The organism is Bradyrhizobium rifense, assembly GCF_008123425.1.
GTDB classification, from domain to species: domain Bacteria; phylum Pseudomonadota; class Alphaproteobacteria; order Rhizobiales; family Xanthobacteraceae; genus Bradyrhizobium; species Bradyrhizobium rifense.
Genome location: NZ_VSSS01000067.1, coordinates 17,750 through 38,974, shown reverse-complemented (window position 1 = coordinate 38,974; position 21,225 = coordinate 17,750). Strand labels below are relative to the sequence as shown.

General features: G+C 63.6%; 19 protein-coding genes and 1 pseudogene. 7 read left to right on the top strand and 13 right to left on the bottom strand.

The annotated features are described in order from the left end of the window. Positions 1 to 87: 87 nt before the first annotated feature. A pseudogene (locus tag FXB40_RS38055) lies at positions 88 to 1,934 on the top strand (feruloyl-CoA synthase). A 354-nt stretch (positions 1,935 to 2,288) separates the two neighbouring features. Here the strand turns inward: FXB40_RS38055 and FXB40_RS38050 are convergent. Further along, on the bottom strand, positions 2,289 to 2,792 hold the full coding sequence (locus tag FXB40_RS38050) for a MarR family winged helix-turn-helix transcriptional regulator (RefSeq protein WP_148777402.1): 504 nt from the start codon (positions 2,790 to 2,792) through the stop codon (positions 2,289 to 2,291). 83 nt (positions 2,793 to 2,875) lie between these two features. On the opposite strand from FXB40_RS38050, the gene FXB40_RS38045 reads away from it, so the two are divergent. Beyond that, complete coding sequence (locus tag FXB40_RS38045; protein WP_148777401.1) at positions 2,876 to 4,084, top strand: cytochrome P450; 1,209 nt, start codon at positions 2,876 to 2,878, stop codon at positions 4,082 to 4,084. A 37-nt stretch (positions 4,085 to 4,121) separates the two neighbouring features. After that, a complete protein-coding gene (locus FXB40_RS38040; protein WP_148777400.1) occupies positions 4,122 to 5,333 on the top strand; it encodes an ABC transporter substrate-binding protein in 1,212 nt (403 codons plus the stop codon). 60 nt (positions 5,334 to 5,393) lie between these two features. Here FXB40_RS38040 and FXB40_RS38035 read toward each other — a convergent pair whose 3' ends face one another. Both FXB40_RS38035 and FXB40_RS38030 read right to left on the bottom strand, forming a co-directional pair. After that, positions 5,394 to 6,191, bottom strand: coding sequence for a slipin family protein (locus FXB40_RS38035; RefSeq protein WP_246208236.1), 798 nt, complete (start codon positions 6,189 to 6,191; stop codon positions 5,394 to 5,396). A gap of 114 nt (positions 6,192 to 6,305) precedes the next feature. Continuing rightward, positions 6,306 to 7,571, bottom strand: a complete 1,266-nt coding sequence (locus tag FXB40_RS38030; protein WP_148777399.1) for an NAD(P)/FAD-dependent oxidoreductase — start codon at positions 7,569 to 7,571, stop codon at positions 6,306 to 6,308. A gap of 302 nt (positions 7,572 to 7,873) precedes the next feature. Between FXB40_RS38030 and FXB40_RS38025 the strand changes: the two genes are divergently transcribed. Next, positions 7,874 to 9,046: an ABC transporter substrate-binding protein gene (locus tag FXB40_RS38025; protein ID WP_148777398.1), complete on the top strand. Its 1,173-nt coding sequence runs from the start codon at positions 7,874 to 7,876 to the stop codon at positions 9,044 to 9,046. A gap of 145 nt (positions 9,047 to 9,191) precedes the next feature. On the opposite strand, the gene FXB40_RS38020 is transcribed toward FXB40_RS38025, so the two are convergent. The 10 genes from FXB40_RS38020 to FXB40_RS37975 all read right to left on the bottom strand — a co-directional run bounded on the left by FXB40_RS38020 (position 9,192) and on the right by FXB40_RS37975 (position 19,138). Beyond that, positions 9,192 to 11,063, bottom strand: coding sequence for a bifunctional sugar phosphate isomerase/epimerase/4-hydroxyphenylpyruvate dioxygenase family protein (locus tag FXB40_RS38020; RefSeq protein WP_148777397.1), 1,872 nt, complete (start codon positions 11,061 to 11,063; stop codon positions 9,192 to 9,194). Continuing rightward, entirely contained in the window at positions 11,060 to 12,118 is a 1,059-nt protein-coding gene (locus FXB40_RS38015) for a Gfo/Idh/MocA family protein (RefSeq protein WP_148777396.1), read from the bottom strand. The genes FXB40_RS38020 and FXB40_RS38015 overlap by 4 nt, the downstream gene beginning before the upstream one ends. Beyond that, positions 12,115 to 12,852, bottom strand: a complete 738-nt coding sequence (locus FXB40_RS38010) for an ABC transporter ATP-binding protein (protein ID WP_148777395.1) — start codon at positions 12,850 to 12,852, stop codon at positions 12,115 to 12,117. Before FXB40_RS38010 ends, FXB40_RS38015 begins: the two co-directional genes overlap by 4 nt. 12 nt (positions 12,853 to 12,864) lie before the next feature. Beyond that, the gene (locus tag FXB40_RS38005) at positions 12,865 to 13,608 is read right to left on the bottom strand and encodes an ABC transporter ATP-binding protein (RefSeq protein ID WP_148777394.1); all 744 of its coding nucleotides are present in this window, start codon (positions 13,606 to 13,608) and stop codon (positions 12,865 to 12,867) included. Beyond that, positions 13,605 to 14,603 (bottom strand): branched-chain amino acid ABC transporter permease, encoded by a 999-nt coding sequence (locus tag FXB40_RS38000; protein ID WP_148777393.1) that lies wholly within the window; start codon positions 14,601 to 14,603, stop codon positions 13,605 to 13,607. Before FXB40_RS38000 ends, FXB40_RS38005 begins: the two co-directional genes overlap by 4 nt. Next, complete coding sequence (locus FXB40_RS37995) at positions 14,600 to 15,475, bottom strand: branched-chain amino acid ABC transporter permease (RefSeq protein WP_148777392.1); 876 nt, start codon at positions 15,473 to 15,475, stop codon at positions 14,600 to 14,602. Before FXB40_RS37995 ends, FXB40_RS38000 begins: the two co-directional genes overlap by 4 nt. Before the next feature lie 136 nt (positions 15,476 to 15,611). Beyond that, complete coding sequence (locus FXB40_RS37990) at positions 15,612 to 16,742, bottom strand: ABC transporter substrate-binding protein (protein WP_148777391.1); 1,131 nt, start codon at positions 16,740 to 16,742, stop codon at positions 15,612 to 15,614. Positions 16,743 to 16,797: 55 nt separating this feature from the next. Continuing rightward, complete coding sequence (locus tag FXB40_RS37985) at positions 16,798 to 17,676, bottom strand: shikimate dehydrogenase (protein WP_148777390.1); 879 nt, start codon at positions 17,674 to 17,676, stop codon at positions 16,798 to 16,800. A 132-nt stretch (positions 17,677 to 17,808) separates the two neighbouring features. Beyond that, complete coding sequence (locus FXB40_RS37980; protein WP_148777389.1) at positions 17,809 to 18,747, bottom strand: LysR family transcriptional regulator; 939 nt, start codon at positions 18,745 to 18,747, stop codon at positions 17,809 to 17,811. 214 nt (positions 18,748 to 18,961) lie between these two features. After that, complete coding sequence (locus FXB40_RS37975) at positions 18,962 to 19,138, bottom strand: hypothetical protein (protein ID WP_148777388.1); 177 nt, start codon at positions 19,136 to 19,138, stop codon at positions 18,962 to 18,964. Positions 19,139 to 19,304: 166 nt separating this feature from the next. Here FXB40_RS37975 and FXB40_RS37970 point away from each other — a divergent pair, with 166 nt between their 5' ends. The 3 genes from FXB40_RS37970 to FXB40_RS37960 all read left to right on the top strand — a co-directional run bounded on the left by FXB40_RS37970 (position 19,305) and on the right by FXB40_RS37960 (position 20,998). Further along, complete coding sequence (locus tag FXB40_RS37970; protein ID WP_148777387.1) at positions 19,305 to 20,033, top strand: LuxR family transcriptional regulator; 729 nt, start codon at positions 19,305 to 19,307, stop codon at positions 20,031 to 20,033. Positions 20,034 to 20,118: 85 nt separating this feature from the next. Beyond that, the gene (locus FXB40_RS37965; RefSeq protein ID WP_187437424.1) at positions 20,119 to 20,778 is read left to right on the top strand and encodes an acyl-homoserine-lactone synthase; all 660 of its coding nucleotides are present in this window, start codon (positions 20,119 to 20,121) and stop codon (positions 20,776 to 20,778) included. A gap of 1 nt (position 20,779) precedes the next feature. Next, entirely contained in the window at positions 20,780 to 20,998 is a 219-nt protein-coding gene (locus FXB40_RS37960; RefSeq protein ID WP_148777385.1) for a hypothetical protein, read from the top strand. Positions 20,999 to 21,225 lie beyond the last annotated feature (227 nt).

Sequence of the window (21,225 nt, the reverse complement as noted above, 5' to 3'; positions counted from 1 at the left end):
CAACAATTGTCCCGCCCAACATTATGACCAAAGCAGCCCGGAACGAGGCTGCGGCCGATCCCGGACGCCCCGGGCGAGGAGGAAACCATGACGTCAGCCACTCGCGGTGACGCTTCGAGCCTGTTCGCAACGCCCAAGACCGTCGCCGAGCATCGCGCCGACGGCAGCATCGTGCTGCGCTCGCCCGATCCCTTGCGCGACTGCGCGCGCTGCATCGGCGACTGGCTGGAGCATTTTGCGCGGCAGACGCCGGACACGATCTTCCTCGCCGAGCGAGACAGCGCCGATACGCCCTGGGCCACCGTGACTTACGCAGGTGCTCTGCGGCGTATACGCGCCGCGGCGTCCTGGATCCTGACGCACGGCTCAGCGCGGAGCGTCCCGTTGTCATTCTCTCGGACAACAGCATCGATCACGCGCTGCTTGCGCTAGCCGCCGAGCATGTCGGCGTGCCCTCGGCCGCGATCTCGCCGGCCTATTCGCTGATGTCCAGGGATTTTGACAAGCTGAAAAGCATGATCGCGCTGCTTGACCCCGGCGCGATCTACGTTTCTGCTATCAAGCCGTTTGCGGCGGCGCTCGCTGCGATCAAGCCGCTGCATAAGGCGCAGATCATCAGTGGCAATGCTGGCGATGCCGATGCACTTGCGTTCCGCACCATCGCGTCAACTCCTGAGACGCTTGACGTTGCAAAAGCCTTTGCCGCAGTGTCTCCAGACACGATCGCAAAATTCCTGTTCACCTCAGGCTCGACCGGCACGCCCAAGGCGGTCATCAACACCCAGCGCATGCTGACCTCGAGCCAGCAGGCCAAGGCGCAGACCTGGACCTTTCTCGAACAGTCCGACGATCTCGTCATTCTCGATTGGTTGCCCTGGAGCCACACCTTCGGCGCCAACCACAATTTCAATCTGGTGCTGCGCAATGGCGGTTCGCTCTATATCGACGGCGGCAAGCCCGCGCCCGGCCTGTTCGCGACGTCGCTGGCCAATCTGAAAAGCGTGATGCCGACGGTCTATTTCAACGTGCCGCGCGGCTTCGATATGCTGATCGCGACGCTGCGCGGCGACGACGACCTGCGCCGCCGTTTCTTCAACGAGGTGAAGTTCGCCTTCTATGCCGGCGCGGCATTGCCGCAGAATCTGTGGGACGCTCTTGAAGAGCTTTCGATCAAGACTGTCGGTCGTGCGATGCCGATGGTCTCGGCCTGGGGCTCGACCGAGACCTCGCCACTGGCGACCGACTGCCATTTCCTTGCTGAGCGCTCCGGCAATATCGGCGTGCCGATTCCAGGCACCGAATTGAAGCTCGTCAATTCCGGCGACAAGCTGGAGGTGCGCGTGCGCGGCCCCAACGTCACGCCGGGCTATTGGAAGGCGCCGGAGTTGACCAGGCAGGCTTTTGACGAGGAAGGGTTTTATTTCATCGGCGACGCCGTAAAGCTTGCGGACACTGAGCGGCCCGACCGCGGCCTGTTCTTCGATGGCCGTGTCGCCGAGGATTTCAAGCTCAATTCCGGCACCTGGGTCAACGTCGGCACGCTACGCGTCGCCGGCATCGCCGCGCTTGCGCCGCTGGCGCAGGACATCGTCGTGACCGGCCATGGTGGCGACGAGGTGCGGTTTCTGGTGTTCCCGAACCTCGTCGCCTGCCGCGCGCACGCTGGTCTGCCAGAGGCGGCGGGCGTGAATGATGTGTTGGCGCACGACAAGGTCAGGACCGCCATCGCGCAGGGACTCGCAAAACTGAAGCAGCAGGGCGCCAATTCCTCCGGCCACGCCACGCGCGCGCTGCTGCTCGCCGAGCCACCTTCGGTCGATGGCGGCGAGATCACCGACAAGGGCTACATCAACCAGCGCGCGGTCTTGACGCGGCGTGCGGATTCCGTGGCGCAGTTGAATGATGATGCGTCGGGTGAGTGGATCGGGTTGTAGCGGCCGACTGATCAAGTCAGAGCGAGGCCACGCTCTCTCACCCCGTCATTGCGAGCGCAGCGAAGCAATCCAGAAACCATCCGCGGAAAGACTCTGGATCGCTTCGCTGCGCTCGCAATGACGGAGGATGGGGCGAGCAGCTCGCCCAAATACGCCAGCCATTCTGCCGCAATATCCTGCACGATTCTTTTGTTGCCGAAGCAACTAATTTGTGCGAACCGTTCCGGACAAGGATGACGGCGGAGGAACCGCTGCGTCGGATCGGAGGAAACGATGCTCGGCAGAGAAGGTGCCGCGGGCAAGCGCCCGCGCATGCCTGGAGGTGATACCCGATTGCGCCCGGCGCGTGGTCCGTCAGGCCTCGCTGCCGCCGGTCACGGCGCCGAGATTTTCGTGCAATCGACGCAGCAGGTCGATCAGAACCTCGCGCTCGTCCTTGCTCAGACAGGACAGCAGACGCCGCTCGCGTTCGAACGCTGCGACGATCACCTTGTCATGGGTGGCGCGGCCCCTTGCTGTCAGCGAGATCGAATGGGTGCGGCCGTCGTTCGGGTCGGTGCGGATCGACACATGCCCGCGCTTCTCCAGGCCGGCAAGCGTGCGGCTTACCGGGCCCTTGTCGAAGCCGATGACGTGGCAGATGCGCGAGGCGGGAATGCCGGGCTCGATCGCCAGCAGCGACATGATCCGCCACTCCGTGACGTTGACGCCGAACTGCCGCTGATAGAACGCGGTCGCGCTGTTCGAGAGCTTGTTGGCGATGAAGGTGATGAACGCCGGGACGTAGCGATCGAGATCGAGTGTCGGCCCGAATTCAGCGGGCGCAGGCTTTGGGCGGGATCTGGTCGAAGGCGGCATATCGGGAATCTGTCTCGCAGCGTGCCCAAAGACCTAAGGGCAAGCGCCGCCCTTTCACAAGATCAAAATGAGGGAGGACCTTCATGAGCGCACCCGGCTCGACTGCAAACGGCGTCCCGCATCTCGACGTCGATCCCTTCGACATGAATTTTTTTGCCGATCCGTATCCCACGCATGAGCTGCTGCGCGAGACGGGGCCGGTCGTCTATCTCGACAGGTGGAAGCTCTATGGCGTGGCACGGTATGCCGAGGTTCATGCGGTTCTGAATGATCCCGCGACGTTCTGCTCCAGCCGCGGTGTCGGCCTGTCCGACTTCAAGAAGGAGACGCCGTGGCGGCCGCCAAGCCTGATCCTCGAGGCCGATCCTCCCGAGCACACCCGCACCCGCGCCGTGCTGTCAAAGGTGCTGTCGCCGACCGTGATGAAGGGGCTGCGCGACCGCTTTGTGGCGGCGGCGGAGGAGCGGGTCGATGTGCTGCTCGAAAAGCGCAGCTTTGATGCGATTACGGATCTTGCGGAAGCCTATCCACTCTCGATCTTCCCGGATGCGCTTGGGTTGAAACCGGAGGGCCGGGAGAATCTCATTCCCTATGCGAGTCTGGTGTTCAACGCCTTCGGTCCGCCGAACCAGCTGCGCCAGGACGCGATCGCGCGTTCGGCGCCGCACCAAGCCTACGTCACGGATCAGTGCCAGCGCGACAACCTCACGCCCGGCGGCATCGGCGCCTGCATCCACGCCCATGTCGACGAGGGCGCCATCACGGCGACGGAGGCGCCGTTGCTGGTACGCTCGCTGCTGTCGGCTGGCCTCGACACCACGGTCAACGGTATCGGTGCCGCCGTCTATTGCCTGGCTCGCTTCCCCGATCAGTGGCGGCGCTTGCGCAGCGATCTCACGCTCGCGCGCAACGCTTTCGAAGAGGCCGTGCGGTTCGAGAGCCCGGTGCAGACCTTCTTCCGCACCACGACGCGCGATGTCGAGCTCTCCGGCGCGACCATCGGCGAAGGCGAGAAAGTGCTGATGTTCCTCGCGGCCACCAACCGTGATCCGCGGCGCTGGGACAAGCCTGACAGTTACGACATCACCCGTCGCACCTCCGGTCATGTCGGCTACGGCTCGGGCATCCATATGTGCGTCGGCCAGCTGGTGGCGCGGCTCGAAGGCGAGACGATGCTGTCGGCGCTGGCACGGCGCATCGCAAAGATCGAGATCACAGGCGAACCTAAGCGCCGCTTCAACAACACGCTGCGCGGGCTCGACAGCCTGCCGGTGACGATCACGCCGGCCTGATGCTGTCGGCGGCGAAAACAACAAAGGGGAGGGACCAATGAAGAACTTGAAGTGGACGCTCGCGCTCGCTGCGAGCCTGATCGGCGGCACGGCGAGCGCCGAGATCTCCGACAATGTCGTGCGCGTCGGAGTGCTCAACGACATCTCCGGCATTTTTCAGGATACCAATGGCATGGGCTCGGTCGAGGCTGCGCGCATGGCGGCCGAGGATTTCAATGGTGGCGGAAAAGGCATCAAGGTCGAGATCGTCTATGCCGACCATCAGAACAAGGCCGATGTCGGCAACGCCATCGCGCGCAAATGGCTCGACGTCGAAGGCGTCGACGCCATCGTCGATGTGCCGAACTCGGCGGTCGGCCTCTCCATCAACACGCTGTTGCGCGACAGCCGCATGACGTACCTCGCGTCGTCGACCGCGAGCGCCGATCTCACGGGAAAGGCCTGCTCACCGAATACCATCCAATGGGTCAACGACACCTGGGCGACCGGCAACACCACGGCGGCGGCGATGATGTCGCGCGGCGGCAAGGACTGGTATTTTCTGACGGTCGATTACGCGCTCGGCAAGGGCATCGAGGCGGAGGCGCAGAAATACATCGACGGCCGCGGCGGCAAGGTGCTGGGCTCTTCAAAACATCCGCTCGGCACCTCCGACTTCGCCTCGTTCCTGCTGCAGGCGCAGGGCTCAAAGGCGCAGGTGATCGGCCTTGCCAATGCCGGCGGCGACACCATCAATGCGGTGAAGCAGGCATCCGAGTTCGGCATCCAGCAGAGCGGGCAGAAGCTCGTCGCTTTCCTGCTGTTCATCAACGACGTCCACGGCATGGGGATCAAGGTCGCGCAGGGCCTGCAGCTCATGGAAGCCTTTTACTGGGACATGAATGACGACACCCGCGCCTTCGCAATGCGCTTCGCCGCGCGTCCCGGCATGAACGGCAAGATGCCGAGCGGCAACCAGGCCGGCGTCTATGCGTCCACGCTCGCCTATCTCAACGCGGTCGCGGTGACGGGCAGCGACAATGCCAAGGACGTTGTGCCCGAGATGAAGAAATTCAAAGGCAAGGACAGGTTGTTCGGCGACACCACGATCCGCCAGGACGGCCGCGTCGTGCATCCGATGTATCTGTTCGAGGTGAAAAAGCCGGAGGATTCGAAATATCCGTATGACTATTACAAGCTGGTTTCGACGATCCCCGCGGAGCAGGCGTTTCGCCCGATGGCGGAGGGCGGGTGTGAGCTGGTGAAGTAGCGAACCGACCCTCTCCCCCGTAAGAACGGGGAGAGGGAGTGCAGGCGCATTAGCTCCTCTTCAACCCTTGCTCGCCACGACCTTCGCCGCGTCCGCAATTCCCCTTGCCATCGCGACGAACTCGCTCGGCATCATGATGATGGTCATCGTGTTCTGCTCGGCGCCGACCTCGGTGATCATCTGCATGCGCCGCAGTTCGAGGCCGGCGGGGTTTTGCATGATCACCTCGGCGGCCTGACGGAGTTGTTCCGCGGCGTCGAGTTCGGCTTCTGCCTTGATCAGGCGGGCGCGCTTCTCGCGCAGGGCCTCGGCTTCCTGGGCCATCGCGCGTTGCATGCTCGGTGGGATCTCGACATTCTTCATCTGCACGAGTTCGACCTTCACGCCCCAGGGTTCGGTAATAGCGTCGATCGACTTCTGCATGACCTCGGCGATGGTGTCCTGCGCCTTCAGTATCTCATCCAGCGTATGCTGGCCGAGCACGGCGCGCAGTGTCGTCAAGGAGACCTGCACAACAGCATTCGAGACGGCCTTCACCTCGATGACGGCGCGTTCGGGGTCGACGATGCGATACCAGACCACGGCGTCGACCTTGATCGGCACGTTGTCTCGCGTGATGCCTTCCTGCTGCTCGACATTGGCGGTGATCGTGCGTAGGTCGAGCTTGGTCTGCCATTCGATCACTGGCCAGACGAGGTAAAGGCCGGGGCCGGCGGTACGGTTGAACTTGCCGAGCCGGAACACGACGCTCCGTTCATATTGATTGGCCACGCGGATGCTCAGTACCAAAAGGGCAAGAGCTACGATGCCGGCGATTAACAAGAACGAAAGCGATGCGAAGAAGTCCATGACGGACATAGCCGCCTCCAAAATGAATTCAGCGTGTGATGGATAAAATACTGGCGGTCATCGGGTTCAATCTCGGCGCTCGACGACCTAAGGCTATATATATTTGCCGGGGGTACTTGACGTTTACCCCACCACCTTGCTGCTTCCCTGCGTGATCAACCTCGCCGCGCGCTGGTCGCGGGCGTAGATCCAGAGCCAGCTCAGCGCGACGCTGAGGCGGTGGCGGAGGCCGATCAGGAAGTAGATGTGGGCGATGCCCCAGATCCACCATGCGATCGTGCCGCGCAGCTTGATGCGGCCGAAATCGATCACCGCGAGCCGTTTGCCGATCTGCGCGAGGCTGCCAGAGTGTTTGTAGCGGAACGCGCCCTTGCTCTCGCCGCGCAGCCGCGCCTTGATGGTGTCGGCGACGTGCTGCCCTTGCTGCTTGGCGGCAGGCGCGATGCCGGGCACCGGCTTGCCATCCCAGGCGTTGATCAAGACGGTGTCGCCGATCGCGAAGATGTCGGGATGGCCTGGGATGGTGAGATCGTCCTCGACTTGCACGCGCCCGGCGCGATCGGCCGGTGCGTCCAGCCATTCGGCAGCGGGCGAGGCGCGCACGCCGGCGGCCCAGATCATGGTTTTCGCGTTCAGCCGCTGCCCGCCATAGACGACGCCGTCGCGGTCGATCTCGGTGACGGCCTGGCCAAGCACGACCTCCACGCCGATCTTCTCAAGCGAGGCCTGTGCATAGGCCGAGAGATCGTCGGCAAAACCCGCCAGCACGCGCGGTCCGGCCTCGATCAGGACCACGCGGGCCTTGGTCGTATCGATGTTGCGGAAATCGTCCGGCAGGGTGTCGTGCGCCATTTCCGCGATAGTGCCGGCAAGCTCGACGCCAGTCGGTCCGGCGCCGACGATGACGAAGGTCATCCGGGCCGCCCGTTTGGCCGGATCGATCTCTCGCTCGGCGCGCTCGAACGCCACCAGGATGTGGCGGCGCAAGGTGGTCGCATCCTCCAGCGTCTTCAGGCCCGGCGCGAACTGCTCCCACTCGTCGTGGCCGAAATAGGCGTGGCGCGCGCCGGTGGCGAGCACCAGCGTGTCGTAGGGCACCTCGCTGCCGTCGTCGATCAGCACGCGGCGCCTGGCGGCATCGACGCCGCTGACGGTCGCAAACAGTGTCGTCACCTCGCGCCGGTCGCGCATGAGATGGCGGACCGGCCACGCGATCTCGCTGGTCGCGAGCGAGGCGGTGGCCACCTGATAGAGCAGCGGCTGAAACAGATGATGGTTGCGGCGGTCGATCAGCGTGATCTCGACCGGCGCGCCCGCCAGCCGGTAGGTCGTCTCCAGCCCGCCGAAGCCGGCCCCGACGATGACGACGCGATGCGGTGTCGTGGTCATGATGTACCCTCGAATCTCGCTGCTCTGACTTCCTCATTTAAGTGCGGATTGGGCGCCGTGGTCCAATAGTCGTCATCAATCACCGAATAGTCTCGGCGTATCGATATTCCCCGTGGAAAAGCGCCGCAGCCTTCGTCGAAGTAAGTAGAATTATATTTCTTGCCATCGACGATTGGGGCGAAATATGGTGCAGGGGCGGGCGCTGAGCCATTGGCGACGCGACAGATTTTGCGTTCAATAGAGACAGGCCCGGGGCGGCGATCACCCCGTTTCCGGGATCAATAATAAGGAGGGGAGTGGTTATGAAGACAGCATTCTGGCTGGCGGGTGCGGCTGCGCTCGCGCTGGCAAGCCCGGCATTCGCCGGCGACACCATCAAGATCGGTTTCGTCTCGACCTTCAGCGGCCCGGGCGCCGTGATCGGCAACGACATGCGCAACTCCTTCGAGCTCGCACTCGACCACATCGGCCGCAAGATGGATGGCAAGCCGGTCGAGGTGATCTATGAGGACGACGGCCAGAAGCCGGATGTCGGCAAGCAGAAGACCGAAAAGCTGGTGCAGTCCGACAAGGTCGATTTCCTCGCCGGCTACATTTGGTCGAACGTGTTGCTGGCCTCGCTCAAGACCGCAGTCGACTCGCAGACCTTCCTGATCTCGGCCAATGCCGGCCCATCGCAGCTCGCCGGCGAGCTGTGCAGCCCTTACGTGTTCTCGACGTCCTGGCAGAACGACCAGACGCCGGCCGCCATGGGCCTCTACATGAACCAGAGGGGCGTCAAGAGCGTGTTCCTGATCGGGCCGAACTACGCCGCCGGCAAGGACATGCTCGCGGGCGTGAAGAGCACGTTCAAGGGTGAGGTGAAGGGCGAGGAATACACGGTGTGGCCGAGCCAACTCGACTTCTCCGCCGAGCTCTCCAAGGCACGCGCCTCGGGCGCCGAGTCGATCTTCGTGTTCTATCCGGGGCCCGCCGGCGTGCAGTTCCTCAATCAATATGCGCAGGCGGGCCTGAAGAGCACGATGCCGCTCTACACGGCGTTCACCGTCGACGAGCTGTCGCTGCCGCTGCAGAAGGAGAACGCGTTAGGGGTTCCCGGCGCGCAGGAATGGGTCAACGACCTCCCCAACGAGCAGAACAAGCGCTTCGTCGCCGACTACCGCAAGAAGTACACCGGCCTGCGTCCGACCTATTATGGCGCGCAAGCCTATGACGCGGCCCAGCTCATCAACAGCGCGGTCGTCGCGGTGAAGGGCGATACCAGCAAGAAGGACGCGATGAAGGCCGAGATGGAGAAGGCCAACATCAAGTCGCTGCGCGGCCCCTTCAAGTTCGGCAACAACCACATCCCGGTGCAGAGCTTCTATCTGCAGGACGTGGTGAAGGACGGCGAAGGCCAGCTTTCGCTGAAGACTGTGGCGACGATCGTGGAGAATGATCAGGATCGTTTTCATGACAAGTGTCAGATGAAGTGAGATATCTCCCCTCTTCCCGCTCGCGGGAGAGGGGCTCTCAGCTCTCTCCTCCGTCATTGCGAGCGTAGCGAAGCAATCCAGAGTCTTTCCGCGGATGCAGTCTGGATTGCTTCGCTACGCTCGCAATGACGGCGATGGACACCGCCTACACCCGCGGCATGCTGACGGGGCGCACCTCGCGGGACTGCGCGGCCAGCCTGATCCCGGCATTGGCCGCACCAAAGCCCTGGTAGCTCCGTCGCTCCACGATCTCGAAGAAGAATCGCTCATCAAAGATGTGCGTGTAGACCTGGAAGAACTCGCCGTCGCCCTCGCGGTCGTAGAGGATGTGGTTGGCGCGGAGCTTGGCCATGACATCGGGGGCGAGATCGTATTTGGCTTCGATGTCGTCGTAGTAATTGTCAGGGATATCCAGGAAGTCCGCGCCGCGGGCGCGCATCGCAGCGACCGCGGCAAAGATATCCTGGCAGGCAAACGCGACGTGCTGCACGCCCGAGCCGAAAAACTCCGAGATGAAACGCGCCGGCAGCGTGCGGTTGGCGGATGAGCCGTTGAGCACGAAGCGCAGGCTCTGGTCGCCGTTGATGACGGCCTGGCTCTGCACGAGACCGCGGGGGTCGGCGATCTCCATCTGCGGCAGCCGCTTGAGGTCGAGGATGCCGGTGTAGAACAAGAGCCAGGACAGCATCTCGTCATAGGGCATCGACTGCGCGATGTGGTCGATGGCGAGCAGCGCATCCGCGCTTGCATCGCTCGCAACTGGCGCAAAATCCGTGTCCCAGTTCTTGCCGGCCTGGTCGAGGAAATAGAGCAGACTGCCGCCGACGCCGTGGATCGCGGGGATCTCCAGCTCGCCCGGCCCGACCGGCTGGTAGAAGGTGCGCGCCTTCAGCGTTTCGGCGCGCTGCATGGCAAGGCCGGCATTGTCGACGTCCAGCGCGATGGCGCAGACACCGGGGCCGTGCGTGACGTAATGCGAATGCGCAAAACCGTCGGTCTCGGAATTGATGACGAGTTCAACCGCACCCTGCGACCAGCGCTCCACGGCCTTGCTGTGATGCTTGCCGGTCTTGCGGAAGCCGAGTTGCGAGAACAGATGCGCGAGCTCGCCGGCCTTGGTCTCGTTGACGGCGAACTCGATGAAGCCCGTGCCGCTGCTCTTGGCCTTCGGTGCCAAGGGCTCGCCGACGAGCTTTGGCCAATCCGGGGCGAGCTGGTCCTGCAACAGGATCAGCGAGCGCAGGCCGTCCACCGCGGTCTGCGCCGCCGAGCCGGCGCGGAACTGGTCGTTGAAGATCTCCAACGACCACGGACCGGAGTAGCCGGTCGCCGCGATCGCCTGCATGAACTCGCCGACCGGCAGGTCGCCCTGGCCGGGGAAGGAGCGGAAGTGCCGGCTCCACGACAGGATGTCGAGCTCGAGCTTCGGCGCATCGGCCAACTGCACCAGAAAGATTTTGTTGCCGGGGATCGAGGCCATCGCGCGCACCGGGAAGCCCGGCGCCAGCGCGTGAAAACTGTCGAGGATGACGCCAATCGCCGGATGATCGGCGCGCCGCACGATTTCCCAGGCATCGCGATAGTCGTTGACGTGCCGCCCCCAGGCCAGCGCCTCATAGCCGACGCGCAAACCGCGCTTGGCGGCGCGATCGCCGAGCTCGCGAAAATCATCGGCTGCGCGGTCGATGCCGCCGAGCGAGTGAGGGGAGACGTTGGAGCAGATCAGCAGCAAATCGGTGCCGAGCTCCTGCATCAGATCGAATTTGCGCTCGGCGCGGACAAAATTGCGCGAGCGCTGTGGCTCCGGCATGCCCTCGAAATCGCGGAATGGCTGGAACGCGCAGATCTCGAGATTGAGGTCCGTGCACAGCTTTGCGATATCGCGCGGGCCGGAACCGAAGGACAGCAGGTCGTTCTCGAAAATCTCGACGGCCTCGAAGCCAGCGGATGCGATGGCGCGAAGTTTTTCGTCCAGCGCCCCTGAGAGGGAAACGGTTGCGATCGAGCGCTTGTTCATGCTGCCTGCTCCATGATTTGGCCCGGCGATATTTTTTGGCCCGTGCGTGCTGCTTCACTGACGGCCTCGACGATCGCGAGCGTGCCCATCGCATCTTCGACTGGGATGAGCGGTTGTTCGCGACCCCTGATGACCGCGCAGAAATGCCGGAGCTGCTCGGCCAGCGGATCGAGCGCTGCCGGGACGACGGTCTCGCGCGCCAGCGGCGCATGCCAGCCGGGCTCTTGCGCGTAGAACCATAGCTCCATATTCGGCACGGACAGCGAGCCCGCGGTGCCGGAGAGGATGCAACAGGGCTGATCCTGCTTCGGGTATGCAGCGTTCTCGCCCGACGTCAGCTCCCAGCTCCACGGCGCCGGCGTTGCGTCCGACACGGTCACCGTTCCCAGCGCGCCATTGGCGAAGCGCAGCAGCAATGCGGCGGTGTCCTCGACAGCGAAGCCGCGAACCTTGTTCGAGGTCAGCGCCTGCACCTCGGTGATCTCGCCGCAGATGAAGCGGAGATTGTCGATGTCGTGGATGAGGTTGATGAGCAACGGGCCGCCTCCGTGCTCACGCCGCCACGCCACGTCAAAGTAATCGTCGGGCTTCTTCAGGAGCCACAGTCCGACCACGGCCGTAAGCTCGCCGAGCTTGCCGGTCGTCACCGTTTCGCGCGCGGCCTTGATGATCGGATTGTGCCGGCGGTGATGGCCGACCAGCATTGGTACGCCGGTCCGTTTGACTGCCGCGCATAGCCGCTGCGCGGCCGCGACCGTGTCGGTCACCGGCTTCTCGATCAGCGCGGGCACGCCGGCTTGTGCGCAGTCGAGCGCCATCTGGAAGTGCAGCGCGTTCGGTGAGGCGATGATCAGGCCATCAGGCTTCTCGTCCGCCAGCAGCGTGCGGTGATCCGAATGCCAGGGTGTGCTGCGTGCCTGCGCGAACTCTTTCGCGGCGGGGGAGGGGTCAGCGATGCCGGCCAGCACGCAATCGGGCGAAGCGTCGATCAATTCGATATGGCGGCGGCCGATCAGGCCGGCACCGGCGACAGCGATGCGCATTGGCGCACTCATGCCGCGCTCTCTTCCATGGCGCCGCCGAGGAACAGCTGGCCGATGCGGGGATCGTTCAAAATACGCTCCGCCTTGTCGATCATGCGGGTCTGACCGAGCTCGAGCACAATGCCGATGTCCGATATCTGCAGCGCCGAGCGCGCGTTCTGCTCGATCATCAGGATGGTGACCCCGCGGTCACGCAGGCTCTTCAGGATATCGAAGGTCTGCTGCACCATCAGCGGCGACAGGCCGATCGAGGGCTCGTCGATCAGCACCAGCTTTGGTTCGAGCAGCAGCGAGCGAGCGATCTCGAGCTGCTTCTGCTCGCCGCCGGAGAGCGTCGAGGCCTGCTGCGTCGACTTGCGGCGCAGCGCGGGAAACAGGTCGAGCGCTGCCTCGATGCGCGTCGGCAGATCGATACCCTTTCCGGCGGAGACGCCGCCAAGCTCGATATTGCTGCGGACTGAGAGCTCGGGAAAGATGTTGCGGCCCTGCGGCACGTAGCAGATGCCGGCGTTGAGCAGCGCGCGCTGGCTCAGATTGGTGACGTCGCGGCCGGCAAAATTGATCTTGCCCTCGCGCAGCCTAAGTAGGCCGAAGATCGCCTTGAACACGGTCGACTTGCCGGCGCCGTTCGGGCCGATGATCGTGGTGATCGTCGCCGGCGGCACCGAAAATGTCGTGCCGTTCAGGATCGTCATCTTGCCGTAGCCGCCGACGAGGTTGTGAACCGAGAGGATCGGATCGCTCATGGCCCGCTTTCCCTAATGTCCGAGATAGGCTTCGATCACGGCGGGGTTTTTCCGGACCTCGTCCGGTCGCCCCATCGCCAGCACCTTGCCTTCCGCCATCACCATCACCCGCGAGCACAGCGACATCACGAACTCCATGTTGTGCTCGATCACGACGAAGGTGGCGTTCTTCTCGCGGTTGATCGCGATGAGGCGTTCCTTCAGATCCGACAGCATCGTCGGATTGACGCCGCCGGCGGGCTCGTCGAGCAACACCAGGCGCGGGCCGCCCATGAAGGCCATGGCGGCGTCGAGCAGCTTTTGCTGGCCGTAGGAGAGACCGCCGGCAGGTTCCGCGGCGAGATGATCGAGCTTGAAGAAGCCGATCATCTGGTTGGCGGTATCAGTCAGCCCGGCATCGGAGCGCCCGACCAGGCGCGAGGCCATGTTGCCCTGATGCTCCTGGCCCGCGAGGATCAGGTTCTCGCGCACCGAGAGTTTTGGGAATACCTGCAGGAGCTGGAAGGTGCGGCTGACGCCGAGCTTGTTGAGTTCGGAGGGGCGCAGGCCGGTGACGACCTTGCCGTCAAGCTTGACCTCGCCGCCTGATGGCGTGAGCTGGCCGAGGATGCAGTTGAACAAGGTCGACTTGCCGCAGCCGTTCGGGCCGATCAGGCCGAGGATCTCACCCTCGCGGACGTCGAACGAGACACCGTCGACCGCGGTGATGCCGCCAAAGCTCTTCTGGATGTCGGTGACTTCGAGGACTGCACTCATTGCGCCGTCTCCAGGCGAGACTTTGCGACGGCGCGCAACGCGGAGGCGGCCTTGGTGCGACGCTCGGCGAGATAGCGGTCAAGGATTCCCAAGATGCCCGTTGGCGACCAGATCAAGAGTCCCATCACCGCGATCGCGTAGAGCATCAGATAATAGCCTTCCGTGAAGCGCAGCCATTCCGGCAGCAGCACCGCAATCATCGCACCCAGGAACGGGCCAAAATAGAAGCCGGCGCCACCGACGATCACCATCATCAGGAGATCGAGCGAGAGCGACAGGTTGAACGGCACGGGATCGATATATTGCGTCAGCGGCGCATAGAGCGCGCCGGCGACGCCGCCGAGTGCCGAGCCGATCGCAAAGGCCATCAGCGTGTAGCGGCGCGTATCGATGCCGAGCGACTGCGCGCGGAGCGGATTTTCCCGCAGCGCCATGAAGGCGCGGCCCCAGGGCGAACGAATCAGCCACCAGACCGCGAGGGACGCGATTGCGAGCGAGCCGAGGCAGACATAGTAGAACGGCAGCGGCTTGTTGGTCGCGATGCCGAAGATATGCGGCCGCGGAATGTTGGAGATGCCGTAGATGCCGCCGGTGAGCCAGCTCTCGTTGCGGAACACCAGGAAGGCCAGGGTCGAGAAGGCGAGCGTGACGAAGGCAAGGTAGTGGTGCTGCACGCGCAGTGCTGGATAGCCGAGCACCCAGCCGACGCCGAAGCTCAGTACGATCGCAACCGGGATCGCGGCCGGCAGCGGCCAGCCGTGGGTCGTCATGATCGCGGCCGCATAGGCGCCGATGCCGACGAATGCGCCCTGCGCCAGCGAAACCTGGCCGGCATAGCCGAGCGTGAGGTTGAGGCCCATCGCGGCGATCGTCATCACCGCCCACTGGCTTAGGATGAACAGGCCGTAGCGGTTGAAGTTCATGGGAATGACGATCAGGCCGGCGATGACGATGAGGCCGAGCGCGATCTTCAGGGGTTTGGCAAAACCGCTCATACCGTGCGCTCCTCGGCGCGGCCGAGCAGTCCTTGCGGCCGGAGCAGGATGACGGCGATCAGGAAGATCATCGGCACGGCGGCGCGGTACTGCGTCGAGACATAGGCGGCCGCGAGGTTGTCGAGCACGCCGATCAACAGGCCACCAGCGATCGCGCCGCGCACCTGGTTGAAGCCGCCGACGATCGCGGCAATGAAGGCCGCCTGGCCCAGCACCTCGCCGCTCGAGAATTTCGCCAGATAGATCGGCGTGATCAGCAGCGAGGCCAACGCGACCAGGAAGGCATTGATCAGGAAGGTCAGCAGGATCATGCGCTCGACGGGCACGCCGATGATGCGCGCAACCGTCGGGTTCTGGGCTGCCGCCTGCATCTGGTGGCCGAGCGACGTGCGGTTGAGCAGCGTCGTCAGGCCGAACACGGCAAGGATGGCGACGACGAGCACGCCGATGCTTTGCAGCGATACGGCGTGGCCGAGGATGGCGATGTCGCCGGTCGGCACAATCGACGGGAAGGGCGAAGCTTCCGCGCTGAAGAACTGTTTGACGGCTTCCTTGATGCCGATCGCCAGCGCCATGGTCGCGATCGCCAGTGGCAGCACGCCATGGCGCATCATCGGATCGACCAGCAGCACCTTGAAGGCCAGTCCAAGCAGGATCATCGACATGAGGATGCCAAGGATGATCGCGAGCCAGAACGGCGCGCCGGCATGCATTGCCGCCAGCATCAGGAACGCGGGCAGCATCACGAACTCGCCTTGCGCGAAATTGATGGTCTGCGAGGTCTGCCACAGCAGCGTGAAGCCAACCGCGACCAGCGCATAGATCGCGCCAGTGGCCAGTCCCGCGACCAGAAGATCGAACAGATTGGACATTTTCCCCTCTCGTGTCCCTTGCGCCGCTCTTTCTTCTCCCTCGCCCCGTTCTCCTTACTTCTCCCTCTCCCCGCGAAGAGCGGGGAGAGGGAGAAGAGAGACCCCGCAAGCGGGGAGAGGTGAGAGACCTCGTTCCTCACTTCACTTTCGGCAGCACCTGCTTCACCACCTGCTTGCCTTCGACCACCTCGACCAGAAAACTCTGTCGGTCGATGTCGCCGGTCTCGTTGAAGGTGACGTCCATCAAAATGCCCGGCTCGTCCGCGGCCTTGATGGTCAAGCCATGCAGCGTGTCGGCGAAGGCCTTGGAATCGACCTTGCCCATCTTCTCGGTGGTGGCCTTCACCATGTAGACGGCGAGGTAGCCCTTCAGGCCGTTATGATCAGGAACGTAATTGTACTTCTTCGCGAACTTGTCGCGGAACGTCTTGATCAAATCGACCGGGGCATCCGTGGTGAGGCCGACATGGCCGCGCGCGCCGTTGGCGGCGTCGCCGGCGAGCTCGATCACCTTCTGGCCGATCAGCGTGGTCTCGCCCATCAGCGGCGCGGTGACGCCCTGGCGCTTGAGCTCCTTGAGAATACGCGCGCTCTCTTCCTCGTTGAGATAGACGAACACGGCGTCGGGATTGGCGGCCTTGATCTTGCCGACGTCGGCGGCGAAATCGGCTTGTCCGGCTTCGGTCGAGAGATCGGCGACGACCTTGGAGCCGAGCCGCTCCAGCTCCTTGACGACGACGTCGCGCCCGCCGCGACCGAAGTCATTGTTGACCCAGGCCACCGCGACCGACTTCGCCTTCATGTCGTCGTGGATGTATTTTGCGACCTTCGGCATCGAAGACTGCTGGCCGAACGAGGTGCGGAACAGGAACTTGTTGCCGGCCTGGGTCAGCTCGGCGGCTTCTCCGCCCATGATCTGCGCAATGCCGGCTTCGGCCGCGAGCGGGGCGGTGACCTTCACCGAGCCGGAATAGCCGGGCCCGAGCAGCACATAGGGCTCGGCGTCGAGTGCCTTCTGCACCTGCGCGCGCGCCACGCCGGGGTTGGACTGCGAGTCGGCATGGCTGACTTCAAGCTTGCGGCCGAGCACGCCGCCCTTGGCGTTGATCTCCTCGATCGCGAGGTCGATGCCGTTCTTCCAGTTGGTGCCGACGGTGGCGCCGCCACCCGAGAGTTCGGCGACGTCGGCAAGCTTGATCGCCTGTGCAAAGGCGCCCGTGGTCGTGATTGCGGTGAGCAGCGCGCCCACCAGTAGCGTTGATTTCATCGTCCTCACCTCCCGGTTCAATTTTGCAAGCGGCCTTGTGTCCGGCCGCTTCGTCTCAAGCTGCCTGATAGGCGGCGCTGCGCGCGGCCATCACGGCGTCAAAAGCCTCTCCCATGACTTCGGTCGACGGGGCAAGGCCTGTGAACAGTTCGAAGGCGTCGGCGGCCTGGTAGATCGCAAGCTCGCGCCCAGTCATGATCCGCGCGCCCTTCTCCTGCGCGGCGGCAAGGAGCGGCGTGATCAGCGGCGAATAGACGGCGTCGGCGACCCACAAGCTCTGGCGCAGCAGCGCTGGTGCGACCGGCGTGTCCCGGTTCGGCAGCATGCCGACCGGCGTGCCGTTGACGAGGCCGGTTGCGCCGTCGAGCGCGTCCTCGACGCTCTTGGCGACCCGCGCGCCACCATGCCTGGCCAGCAGCGCGGCGAGTTTTTCGGCCCGCGCCAGCTCGCTATCGAAGATGCGGAGGTCAGCCACCTCTAGGCTCGCCAGCGCAAAGGCGATCGCCTTGCCGACGCCGCCGGTGCCGATCACGGCCACTGCATTTCCGGCAGGTGCCAGCAGCGGCTTGACGGCGCGCGCAAAGCCGGTGGTGTCGGTGTTGTGGCCGATCAGGCGGCCGTCCTTGACGACGACGGTGTTGACCGCGGCCATGGTGGCCGCAGTCGTGGCCAGCTCGTCGAGCAGCGGGACCACGGCTTCCTTGTAGGGAAAAGTGACGTTGACGCCGGCAAAGCCGAGCCGCCGCACGCCCTCGAGCATCATGCTCAGCGCCGTCGCGTCCGCGCCCGCCACTTCGATGAGCTGATAGTGGCCGCGCAGGCCAAGCGCCTCGGCGGCGCGCTCGTGCATGGCGGGGGAGGCGGAATGGGCGATCGGCGCGCCGATCAGGCCGGTCAGGAGTTTTTTGGGGGCGATGGGTCCGCGGCTAGACATGATCCACTATCGTCTCTTGAGGCGCGTTGAGGTCCGGCCATTAGCGGGGAAATCCGCGCCATTCCAAGAGGGACGATAGTCTTTCCCCTGCCTAACACAATTACCCATTTATCCAACAAACCTAACATAATGTTATTTCTTCCGCCCGCGCCCCGCGGCGGCCTTGCCGTTGCCGCAGGACGGCTCGACCGCGCGCATCTCGGCGCGCAGGGACTCGATGAAATACTCGACGTGGAGCGACAGCGGTGCGCCGCGCTTGACCGCAATGTAGGTGTCGAAGCGGGTCGGCTCGGTGATCTTGATCAGCTCGATGCCGGGATAGCCGCCATGGGCCACCGTGAACTGGTCGATGATGGCTACGCCGAGCCCAGCCTTCACCAGCGCGCAGACCGTGGTGCCGAACCGCGCGCGGATGGTGATGTTGTACTCCAGCCGGTTGCGCGCAAAAATCTCGGCCATGATCCGGCCGTAAGGGTCGTTCGGATCGATGCCGATCAGCGGATAGCGGGTGATCTCGGCGGCCGAGACCTGCTTGCGGCCGGCAAGCTCGTGGCCGGGCGGCACGATGCAATAGAGCTCGCCCGAGGCGAGCGGCATGAAGTCGAGGCCGGAATGCTCCAACCGGTAGCTCATCGCCACGCACTCGCCGCGGCCGAGCAGGAGATAGTCGATGGCCTCCTCGAGCTTGAGGATGTTGATGTCGATGCCGAGATCGGGATAGCGGCGGCGGACGCGCTCGATCGCGCGCGGCACCATCACCTGCGAGATGCTCGGCACCGAGCCGATGCGCAGTTCCGACAATCCGCCGCGGCCGATCTTGGAGATGATCTCGGAGAGGTCGTCGACCTTCTTGTAGACGCCGTTGATCTGCTCGAAAATGTTCTCGGCTTCGGGCGTCGGGAAGTAGCGGCCGTTCTGGCGCTGGAAGAAGCGGATGCCGAGCGAGCGCTCGGTGTATTTGACCAGCCGGCTGATCCCAGGCGCCGACACGTTCAACAGCTTCGCCGCGCCGCCAATGGTGCCCGTCACCATCACGGCACGGATCACTTCAACCTGGCGCAGCGTCATCATGGTCTTGAAATATCCCTGGCATCCGAAAGACGATCGTGGCGGCGATCATCTCACGACAGCCGTGATGTCATCCAGCGGCAAGTGTAACTTTGGTGGAGGCGGAGGAGGGCGGGTAAATTCGCAGTCAGGGTGTTTCGGCCAAAAGCGGCGCGCTCAAATCGAAGGCATCGATCGCGCGATCCGTTGCATCGGCGCCGTCTGCTGCACCTGCGTGCTATCTCGCAGGATTTTCCGGTGAGGCGCTGTCGACGAGCTTGGGGCGCTCGCTTTGAAGCACGTCGCGCGCGAACTCGATGATCTTCTGCTTGTTTGCCGTATCGCGCACGGCGAAAAACACGCGGTTCAATTCCAGGCCGAGCACGCTGTTGAGGGCGATGTTCTCATCTTCCATCGTGGCTTTCCCGCTCTAGACGTCATAGGTGTAACTTGACGTCACTTCCTCCACAAGTAGATTAAATCCTCGGTGCAGTGCCACACCGGGAATTTACGGACGCGGTGAATTGAGGCAGCCCCCAAAGACGTGCTATACGGAACGGCGAGGGTCAGGGGACGCACCGATGTCCGCCGTGGATTATGGCCGGGAAGCGCTGGACTTCATCGAAGGGCTGGGAGCCTATCGCAAGGTTCCTGACGCCATGGACGCGCTTGCGCTCGCGTTCGGCCGCTATGGCTTCGAGCATATCATCGTCACCGGATTGCCGAATCCCGATCAGCGCTTTTCCCAGATGGTGCTGGCCAAGAAATGGCCGGCGGAGTGGTTCAGCCTCTACACCGAAAAGAGCTACGATCGCGTCGATCCCGTGATCCGGAAGTGCCGCCAGACGGTCAATCCGTTCGAATGGTCGGAAGCGCCTTATGATGCGGAACAGGAGCCGGGCGCAGTGGAAGTGATGCGGCGCGCCGCCGATTTCCGCATGTCGCGCGGTTTCGTCGTGCCGATCCACGGCTTGACCGGCTATGAGGCCGGCGTCTCGCTCGGCGGCGTTCATCTCGATCTCAATGCCCGCAGCAAGCCAGCACTGCATTTGATCGCGATGTACGGCTTCGACCACATTCGCCGCCTGCTCGCGCCATCGCCGCATCCGTCGGCGCGGCTGACCCCGCGCGAGCGCGAGGTGATCGCCTGGGCGTCGCAGGGCAAGTCTGCGTGGGAGATCGGCGAGATCCTGAACATCACGCAGCGCACTGCGGAAGAGCATCTTGCAACCGCTGCGCGCAAGCTCGGTGCCGTCAACCGGACGCATGCGGTCGCGATCGCGATCCGCCAAAGAATCATCAATCCCTGAAATCTTCGCCTACTGGGAAATTTCCCAATAGTAGGTTTGGCCTTTTTCGCTGAGGCTGCCCCCATTTCAAGCCATGGGGGAGTTCATGATTCATGTCATTTCTGCCGAGAACCGGCACCTCTACGAAGACGTACTGGAGCAGCACTTCAGGATGCGTCACGAGATTTTCGTCGAAGAGCGGAAGTGGGAGGGGCTGCGCAAGCCCGACAGCCGCGAGATCGACGTCTACGACAACGAGGACGCAATCTATTTGCTGGCTCTCGAGAACCGCCGCGTGCTCGGTGGCTCCCGCCTGTATCCAACCACCAAGCCGACCATGATGAGCGAGGTCTTCCCCCATCTCGCTGCGGTGCGCGGCTGCCCGGTCGATCCGCAGATCTGGGAGTGGTCGCGCTTCTTCGTGACGCGCGAGCGGCGTGACGGCGCGTTCAATCTGCAACTGATGGCGGCGGCGCAGGAGTTCTGTCTCGATCAGGGCATCGAGCGGCTTTCTCTCGTCATGGAGACATGGTGGCTGCCGCGCTTCCACGACATTGGCTTCGTCGTCACGCCGCTGGGATTGCCGGCGCTGGTCGAGGACTCCTGGACCATGGCCGCGACCATCGAGATCCGCCAGGAATCACTCAACGTCGTCCGCGACCGGATCGGGATGAAGAGCCTCGTCCAACAGGACGGACCGCGTCTCGATTGTATCGCCCGTGCCAACCTTTGCGGCCGCACCGCCGCGCAACGAAAGAGCGCCTGAGATGTCGAACATGATGCGAGACAGCCAGATCATGGCGCAAACCAAGGACGAGAATCTCGGCTACATGTCCGACATGGCGCTTGAGCTGGCGCAGATGGCCGAAGACACCGGGTTGGCGACGCTCGCCTACCTGTTCCGGATGGCGGCGCTGGAGGCCTCGACGGCCAATAGCGAGCTCAACGAGCCGGATGACCTCCCCCGCCAGATCACGTCGCACTAGAAATATCTTCATTCCGACAAGCGGCCCACCCTCTCCCTGGCAACAGGGGGAGGGTGATCGTTTGGGTGCGGCAGGCTGACCCACCCCGCGCGGCAGTCTTCTTGCAAGGCTGGTTTTACAAGGTCTGATTTTGATCGCATGCACCGGCATGCAACAAAGTGCATGTCCGGCGCGGAATCGCTCTTGCCTCGGAACGATACTGCCATTACCCATTTTTCCGCCTTGAA